Source organism: Longimicrobium sp., from assembly GCF_036387355.1.
GTDB lineage: Bacteria > Gemmatimonadota > Gemmatimonadetes > Longimicrobiales > Longimicrobiaceae > Longimicrobium.
Genome location: NZ_DASVTX010000164.1, coordinates 1 through 7,958, shown reverse-complemented (window position 1 = coordinate 7,958; position 7,958 = coordinate 1). Strand labels below are relative to the sequence as shown.

The following is a 7,958-nucleotide window of genomic DNA, read 5'->3' as shown; positions in this document are numbered from 1 at the left end:
GGACGTGCTCAAGGGCAAGTACGCGTGGCTGGAGGACGGGGCCATCAGCGCGTGGCCCAAGGAGGGCGGCGAGCCCAGGAGCCCCGGCGCGGGCGCGGCGGGCACGACGGACAAGCGCGCCAACCTGAGCGACACCCGCGTCGCCACCCAGGTGGGCGCCAGCGGCTGATCCGCTTCCGCGCTTTGGGATGATGCACAGCGGCCCCGCGACGTGTCTTGTTGCGGGGCCGCTGTTCAGCCTTATACTAGGTGATTAGTCTCCCGCGCACCGCGATCAGCGGCTTTGAATATCTGATGAACACAGATAACGTCCGATCCGATCCGAGTAAGCTGTTCCAAGAGCACTTGGAATGGATAGACCAGATCGCGCGGAAAGCAGCCGTCCGGCACGGAATGTCGAGAGATGAGGCAAACGACTTTGTTAGCTGGATTCACCTTCAACTACTCGAAAATAACTATGCCGCCCTACGACACTACCGCGGCACGAGTTCTTTCAGAACATTCCTCGCTGTCGTAATCGCATCGCTAACTATCGAGTATCAGCGGTCGCGATTGGGTCGCTGGCGAGCTTCCGCTGCAGCCTTGAGGCTCGGACCCGTCGCCGTGCGTTTGGAACGCCTCATCTACCGGGAAGGGTACTCGCTCCAACAAGCAGCGGAGGTGCTAAACTCGCAAGGTATCACCACATCGGGTGCTACGGAGTTAGGACGCCTTCTTGGCCATCTCCCGACTCGTGAGCCGCTCCGGCCTTCATCTGTCGATATTGAGGGGTCGGAAGCAGACGGCCGTGTTCTAGCGAGCGAAGCGGACGACCGTGTGTTAGCGAGCGAAGCGGAACGCGAACGCGTGCGTATCCTCTCGGTACTCACGCGAGTTCTTGCCACCCTTCCTGTGGAAGATCAAGTCATCGCGCGGTTCCGATTCTTTGAAGGGCTCTCGATTGGTGATATCGCTCGCGCGCTCAACGTTGAGTCAAAGCCCCTTTACCGCCGCGTGGACCGACTGCTGCGCAATCTCCGGTCGGCACTGGAGCACGAGGGTATCGATGCACAGAGGGTGAGTGCCGCCCTGTCAGAGTCGCCAGATCCATGAGCCGGGCAGTCATAGATCCAGAGAGGATTGCCGCATTTCTGGACGGCCGCCTGTCTGCTGAGCAGCACGCTGAAACGCTGCAGCTGCTTGCGAATTCTCCAGAGCTTCTGGGGCTGGTTGCGTCGGTGGCGCGCCGCGGCAGCAATCCATTCCAGCCACGCAGCCCCACGAAACGCGGGACGTTTGCTGGACGCCGCAGGGAAATAGAAAAGCTTTTGAATCTCCTTCGACAGGCGCGCTCCGGTAATGGCAGCAGCGTGCTGGTGACGGGCGCTCCTGGCACCGGTAAGTCGTCGCTGTTGATCCACTTCAAAGCGATCGCGGAAGACAGACAATTCCGAGGGTTCCCGTTCGTAGTCGTTCACACCGACATTGACAACCTGACCACACAAGAAGGCCTGCTTGCAAAGATTGAGGCGGGACTACAACGAAGCCTTACAAGAGTTGAGAGAGTTCGAACGACGTTCCAGCAACTCGTAGATTCGGCTTTACGCATCGAGGCGGCGGGTATCCGTTATCACAGGACCGATACTCCGAGCGATCAAGCACAGATGGAGCGGTTCGCTGATCGACTCGCTCACTTGGTGAAGGCCATCACTCGCAAACGGCGTTGGGGACTTCGAGCACGTCGCGATGGCGTGCTCCTCATCATCGACGAAGCGGATAAGGCGTCTCCAGAGCTTCGACTTGGGTCGTTCCTGAAGCTGTTGATGGAACGGCTCAAATGGCGTGATTGTGAACATTTCATGGTTGTTGTGGGTGGTGGTTCCGAACTGCAGGACACAATCCGTCAGGGTCACGGCTCGGCTATGAGACTATTCGAGGTGATTCAACTGCAGCGTATGGACACCCTGGGTGGAATGGAGATCGTAGTAGAGGGACTGAAGCGGGCGAGTCAGGAGGGGGAGAACATTAGCATTCAGCCGGTTGCCTTGGACCGTTTGTTAAGAATGGCAGACGGACTACCACATTTCACGCAACAACTCGCATACTCTGCTTTCGACGTTAACGGAGATGACATCATTGATGAAGAAGACGTTGTGGAGGGCGCTTATGGCTCCGAGGGCGCAGTAGCCTCTCTAGGGGAGCATTATGGATGGAGTGAGTTAGGCAATCGAGCAGACGGATGCTGGGCGGTGCTGACTGCCCTTGCTGACGCAAATGCAACAGAACTCCCCGTCCACGATCTGATCCAGATCACCGGCACTCCCATGAGCGCTGTCATAGATGCTGTGCAACGTTTGGCAACCAAAGGGCTGGTGTTTTTCGATGTCGAAACGATGCTCGTTCGTTTGGCGAGTCCTTCGTTGCGTACATGGGTTCGGCTCGAAGACACCCGGCCCACAGAGTATCTTAGCCCCGCAGAGGCGCGGGCTCGACCGGTACCACCCGCAAACGCTTCGACGTAAGCGACACGCGCGCCAAACAAGTGGGTGTGACACCAAGCGGCGCCGGGGCACCATCTCGCGGGCACCATCGTGGTGAAGGGCGGCGCCTCAGCTGATCCCGCGCAGTACCGTCAGACGCCTCCCGCCTGGCCCGTGTGATCTACCCACACTGTGAAGCGGCCCCGCGACTGATTCTGTCGCGGGGCCGCTTGCTTGTGCTGGTGGCGGCCACTGCGAACGGAACCTTACGCGCACGCCGCGGGGCGCGGAGGTCGCGGGGGCGTGGCGCGAGCGCAACCGATGGGCCGCCGTTTACCCAACGACCACCGACCCTCCCGATGCGTCCGGGCCGCGATCAGGTCATTCGGCCGATCCGGCGGCGGGCGCGAGCGGCTAGTGTTCTCAGCAGCGTGGAGACACAGGCACCGGGGAGAGCGTGAGAAAGTTTCTGATCGGAGGCGGGGTGATGGCGGCCGTCGCGGCGCTGCTCTGGGCGGGGTGGATGAACCGTCCCGGACGGCCGCTGGTGTGGGATCTGGAGCAGGGCGTCGGCGCCTGCGGCCTCGATCCAGAGTCCTCCGAGGGCGCGGACCGGAGCCTCGGCGCCGTGCACCTGACCCTGCGGCGGAACGGCCGGGTGGTGTTTTCGGAAGCCGTAACCGACGTGGACTGCCGTCACACGCCGGCGCGCGACGCCGCGACCGGGCTGGTGCACCCCGACATCATCCAGATCGGACTCCCCACCGCGACGTTCGATGCGACGCGGGCACGGTGGTACCGCATCTACCGCGGCCTGGGCGCCACGCCCGCCGAGCAGCAGCAGCTCGCGCGCTGGGAGCAGGACGTCCGCGCCGCCGTGCAAGCGCGGCATCGCACGGACGACCGCTGGATGCAGGGTGGATTCAGCGTGCCCGGCATGGACGTCTACACGCAGAGTTTGCCCATGGAGTCCACTCCGCCGCACACGTACGGGTCGCACCTCAGCCTGCGGTTCGGTCGAGCCGTCGAACGCGCACCCTGACCCGGCCCCCGGACCCCGACCACCGCACGCGACGAACCGTCCACCAGACCGTATCCCCGCGACCTCCGCGTGAGGGCCGTTGCCGTTCAGGATCTCTCCGGCTGATACGCATCGTCTGGATCAAGCGCGGCGAGCTCCACCAGGAATCCGCTGATGCGCTCCGTGACGGCCGCAAAGAACGACGCGCCGCGCTCCGCCGTGGCGTGCGACGGATCGCCCACACCGGTGTCCGCGGAGATGGACGTCCACTTTCGCGGCGCCCACGCCCATCCCTCGCGCACCCCCGCCAGCCGCGACTTGCGCTCGCTCCCGTCGCCGGCCTCGTCCAGCGGCAGCACCAGGTCCGGCGCGATGTGCATCATCACGCTCGTTTCCAGTTCGCCCGCGTGGTCGCCCGGCTCGTGAAAGAACGGGCGCGGATCCACGCAGTTCCACCAGTTGATGGTGCACAGAAAGATCCCCGGGACGGGCTGCAGTTCGCGCAGCATCGCCCGGAAGTCGTTTCCGCCGTGCCCGTTCAGGATCAGCAGACGGCGCACGCCCTGCCCTGCCAGCGCCAGAGCCAGATCGCGTAGAACGAGCGCCTGCGTGCTGGGGTTCAGGTTCAGGCAGAACGGAATGTCCAGCTGCCCGGCCTGCACGCCAAAGGGCACGGTGGGGAGCACCGCCACCCGCACGCCCCGCTCCCACGCCAGCCGCGCCGCCTCCGCCGCCACGTGGTCGCACTGAATGACGTCGGTGGCGTACGGCAGGTGATAGTTGTGCGCCTCCGTGGCGCCCCAGGGAAGCACGGCCACGTCGAACGCGGTGGCGCCGACGGCCTTCCAGTTGGTTTCGGTGAGGATCCAGGGACGCGGCACGCTGGCGGTTCGGTGCGGGTGATGGCGGATCAGGATGCGCCGAGGGCCGCGCGGACGGTGCCGCGCGGCCCTCGGAATCGTTCTACATCCATCCGCGGCGGATTAGTAGAAGCGGTACAGCTCTACCCGGTTGTTGGACAGCACGTTGGCCTCCAGCCGCACGCTGTCGCCCTGGCGCAGGCGGCGGAACTGGTCGCTGGCGGCCTGCCCCGGGTTGTACGGCAGCGACACGGTAACGGTGCCGGCGTTGGAGGTCTGCAGCGTGAACCACCCCTGGTTGTAGTCGATCTGCCCCACGCGGCCCGCGAACTGCCGGATGTTGTTTCCGGACGTGGTTCCGGTGTTGCCGCCGTACGTGCCCCCGGTGCTTCCGCCGCTGCTCACCCCGCCCCGGTCCTGCACGCTCTGCTGCACCACGACCTGCTGCACGTACGCCTGCCCGTTCTGCGTCTGCTGAATCTGCAGCGCCACCACGTCGCCGCGCTCCAGCGCCGTTACGTCGTAGCGCTGGTTCTGGTACGAAACTACGGTGTTCTGGTCGTAGCGAAGGTCGCCGGTCTGGCCCTGCTGGGTGGTGACGCGGATGATCTGGTTGCGCGTATCCACGCCCTGCACCTCGGCCACGATCTGCCCGCCCTGCTGCTGCCCGGCACCAAGCACGCCGCCCAGCACCTGCTCCAGCCCGCCCAGGCCGCCGCCGGCGCACGCCGTGGTGGCCAGCACCATCGCGCAGGCCGCGGCCCGCTTTGCCACGTTCATCATCGACATCGTGCGTCTCCGCGCGAAAGGAATACGAGTACCGTTATCGGTTGAGCCCCACCCCAAGGGCAAGAGCAGTGCCGCGGAAACCCAAGCTGTTTCATCCCAGGCGTTTACGTCGTCTTCCGCGATCCACCTCCGCCCGGAGCCCCCGGCACGGGCATCCCGGCGCCGCACCCGGTCCATGACGGGGACAGCGGTGTCACCCGGCTGATCGTATTCACTCGGGGGGGAAAAGAGAAGCCGCCCGCGCCGGAGTGGGGGCGCGGGCGGCCGCGGACTGCGGGACCGGGCGTCAGTCCTGATAGCCGCGGCGGGTCCAGACCACTACGGCACCACACCGCCCCGCCTCAGGCGTAAAGAACTGCGCGGGGAGGTCCGCGATCCCCCGGTACACCTCGATTCCCTCGATCATGTCCGGCAGAACGAAGTCGTCCACGGAGTCGCCCCGGCGATTGACGACGATTCCGTCCACCACCACCTGAACGGGGCACCCGCGGCGGCCGAACTGCAGACCCTGACCTGGACCACCGAAGGGACGCAGGCTGGTGAACGACTGCAGCAGCGAACTCACCCGCAGCGCGCCGCGGCGCTGGATCTGGTCGCGCGTGATGAAGGTTCCGAAGCCGCTTTCCATCCGCTGGTAGAACGCGCCCACCGTGGCGCTTCGGCGCGCGGCGGAACGGGCCACGACCGTCACCGGGCGAAGCACCACCTCTGACGAGGAGAGCCGGATTTCAACGACGATGGTGTCGTTGAGCATCAGGTTGAGCGGGGAACTGCGCGCCTCCTGGTACCCGATCCGCGTCGCGCGGATGCGAAACCGGCCCGGCGTGACCCCGTCGAAGACGAAGATGCCGCTCTCGTCGCTCCCGGAATGCTTTTGGTAGCGGCCGTCCGTGCCCAGCAGCGATACGGACGCGTTGGCGACAGCGCTGCCGTCCCGGGCATCGATCAGCCGCCCGGACACGCGGGTCTGCGCGTCCGCCGCGCCGGCCAGGGAGAGCGCCGCGATGCAGGCCAGCAGCAAGGGACGGGTCATGGCTGCTTTGGATCGAGAGGAGACGGTGGAGACGACGCGCGACGGCCCGCTTCCGCACGATGCGGCGGCGGGCCATGAAGCGCAAGAACGCCGTGAGGCGGACGGCTCAGCGCCCGGCGGATTCCTGCCTGGCGACCTGGTTCAGCACGCTCACGAAGGTCTCCAGCGGCTGCGCGCCGCTGAACGCGTACTTGCCTTCCAGCACAAAGAAGGGAACGCCGTTCACGCCGTGCGCCGCCGCGTCGGCCTGCGAGGCGTCCACCTCGTCCGCGAACTCGCTGCCGGCCAGAAAGCGCGCCACACGGTCGCGGTCCAGCCCCACCCCCGCCGCCACGTCGGCCAGCACGCCCGTGCGGCCCACGTCGCGCCCTTCGGAGAAGTAGGCGCGGAAGAGCGCGTCCGCCATCTCCTGCCCTACCCCGTTCTGCTGCGCGTGCAGAATCAGCCGGTGCGCGGAGCGGGTGTTGGGCGCGGTGGTCACCGCGTCAAAGTTGAACGGCAGCCCGTCTAGGGCGCCGGCGCTGGCCACGTGCCCGAACATCACCCGTGCGCGCTCCGGCCCGCCAAACTTGGTGCGGACCAGCTCCTCCCACGGCTTCCCCTCCGCAGGCATCCCAGGCTGCAGCTGGAACGGCCGCCACACGATCTCCGCCCGCACCTCCGGCCGCTGCTGCAGCGCGCGCAGCAGGCGCGTCTCGCCGATCCAGCACCACGGGCACGCCACGTCGGCCCACACCTCGATCTTCATCAGCTTCTCCCGGATCGCTTCGACGTGCGGCGTCCATGCACGGCCGCATCCCGCGAGGGATACACCGCGGACCGCGGGCCGCTCCGCCCACCGTGGCATCGGCGCGCGATCCGGCCCGATGAAACCTTGTGGGCAGAGTTCGTGCGCGTCACGTTGCCGCCTTCCCTCCAGCCGCACCCCGCGCGCCGGAGCCCTCCATCCCGGGACTGATTGGCCTGATGCGATTCCGCTCACTCCTTCTGGCCGCGCCGGCGGTGCTGGCCCTGAACGCCTGCGCCGCGCCCATGGCCAACTCCGGGCCGTCCGCCTCGCCCGGCGGCGCGCGCGGGTCCGGCAGCGCCGCCATTCGCACGGACGACCTGCGCCGCGACCTCTTTTTTCTGGCCAGCGACTCCATGCGGGGCCGCCGCGGGGCGACCGACGACGAGATCCGCGCGTCCATGTGGCTGGCCGCACAGGCGCAGGCCATGGGGCTGCAGCCCGCGGGAGACGACGGAACCTTCTTTCAGTTCTTTCCCATCCGTCGCCTGCGCATGTCGGAAACGAGCACGGTGACGCTCGGCGGACGCGCGCTGCGGCTGTGGGAAGACGCCGTGGTGATCGCTCCCGTGGACGCGCGGATCGATGCCGCGGTGATGGCGGGAGAGGGAAGCCCGCCCGCCGCCGGTGCCGCGGCCGGGCGCGCCATCGTGGCGCGGCTGCAGCCGCCCGCCACGCAGACGCCGCGCTGGCTGAGCCTGTGGAGCTGGCGGCAGACGAGCGGCGCGGTGGCGGCCCAGCGGACGGCGCTGCTCCCGTCCAACCCCAGCGCGATCGTGTTCGTGGCGGATTCCGTGGGTGTGCTGGCGTTCGAGAACCTGATCAAGTCGGCGCGCGAGGGGCGCTACATGCTCGACACGCTGGGGCTGAACCCGCGCGCCGGCATTCCGCCCGTCCCCGTGCTGCTGGTGCGCCCCGAGGCGGTGGCGGGGATCGATCTGGCGACCGCGCGCTTCACGGCGGACCTGCGCACGGAGAACTTCGTGTATCCCTCCGTGAACGTGGTGGC

General features: G+C 66.7%; 7 protein-coding genes and 1 pseudogene. 4 read left to right on the top strand and 4 right to left on the bottom strand.

The genetic code is table 11. The annotated features are described in order from the left end of the window. Positions 1-294 precede the first annotated feature (294 nt). From VF665_RS25985 to VF665_RS07585, 3 genes are all read left to right on the top strand, one after another. Positions 295-1,092 carry a sigma-70 family RNA polymerase sigma factor gene (locus tag VF665_RS25985; protein ID WP_414678344.1) on the top strand — a complete coding sequence of 266 codons (798 nt, stop codon included), beginning with the start codon at positions 295-297 and terminating at the stop codon, positions 1,090-1,092. Then, entirely contained in the window at positions 1,089-2,501 is a 1,413-nt protein-coding gene (locus VF665_RS07590) for an ATP-binding protein (protein WP_331052806.1), read from the top strand. Before VF665_RS25985 ends, VF665_RS07590 begins: the two co-directional genes overlap by 4 nt. Before the next feature lie 415 nt (positions 2,502-2,916). Further along, a complete protein-coding gene (locus VF665_RS07585; RefSeq protein WP_331052805.1) occupies positions 2,917-3,501 on the top strand; it encodes a hypothetical protein in 585 nt (194 codons plus the stop codon). A gap of 86 nt (positions 3,502-3,587) precedes the next feature. Here VF665_RS07585 and VF665_RS07580 read toward each other — a convergent pair whose 3' ends face one another. The 4 genes from VF665_RS07580 to VF665_RS07565 form a co-directional block, all read right to left on the bottom strand. Further along, on the bottom strand, positions 3,588-4,361 hold the full coding sequence (locus VF665_RS07580; protein ID WP_331052804.1) for a creatininase family protein: 774 nt from the start codon (positions 4,359-4,361) through the stop codon (positions 3,588-3,590). 102 nt (positions 4,362-4,463) lie between these two features. Then, positions 4,464-5,129 (bottom strand): hypothetical protein, encoded by a 666-nt coding sequence (locus VF665_RS07575; RefSeq protein ID WP_331052803.1) that lies wholly within the window; start codon positions 5,127-5,129, stop codon positions 4,464-4,466. 286 nt (positions 5,130-5,415) lie between these two features. After that, positions 5,416-6,162 (bottom strand): carboxypeptidase regulatory-like domain-containing protein, encoded by a 747-nt coding sequence (locus VF665_RS07570; protein ID WP_331052802.1) that lies wholly within the window; start codon positions 6,160-6,162, stop codon positions 5,416-5,418. A gap of 106 nt (positions 6,163-6,268) precedes the next feature. Continuing rightward, complete coding sequence (locus tag VF665_RS07565; RefSeq protein WP_331052801.1) at positions 6,269-6,910, bottom strand: DsbA family oxidoreductase; 642 nt, start codon at positions 6,908-6,910, stop codon at positions 6,269-6,271. Positions 6,911-7,128: 218 nt separating this feature from the next. Here VF665_RS07565 and VF665_RS07560 point away from each other — a divergent pair. Next, positions 7,129-7,958 (top strand): annotated as a pseudogene (locus VF665_RS07560) (peptidase M28); the annotation flags it as partial.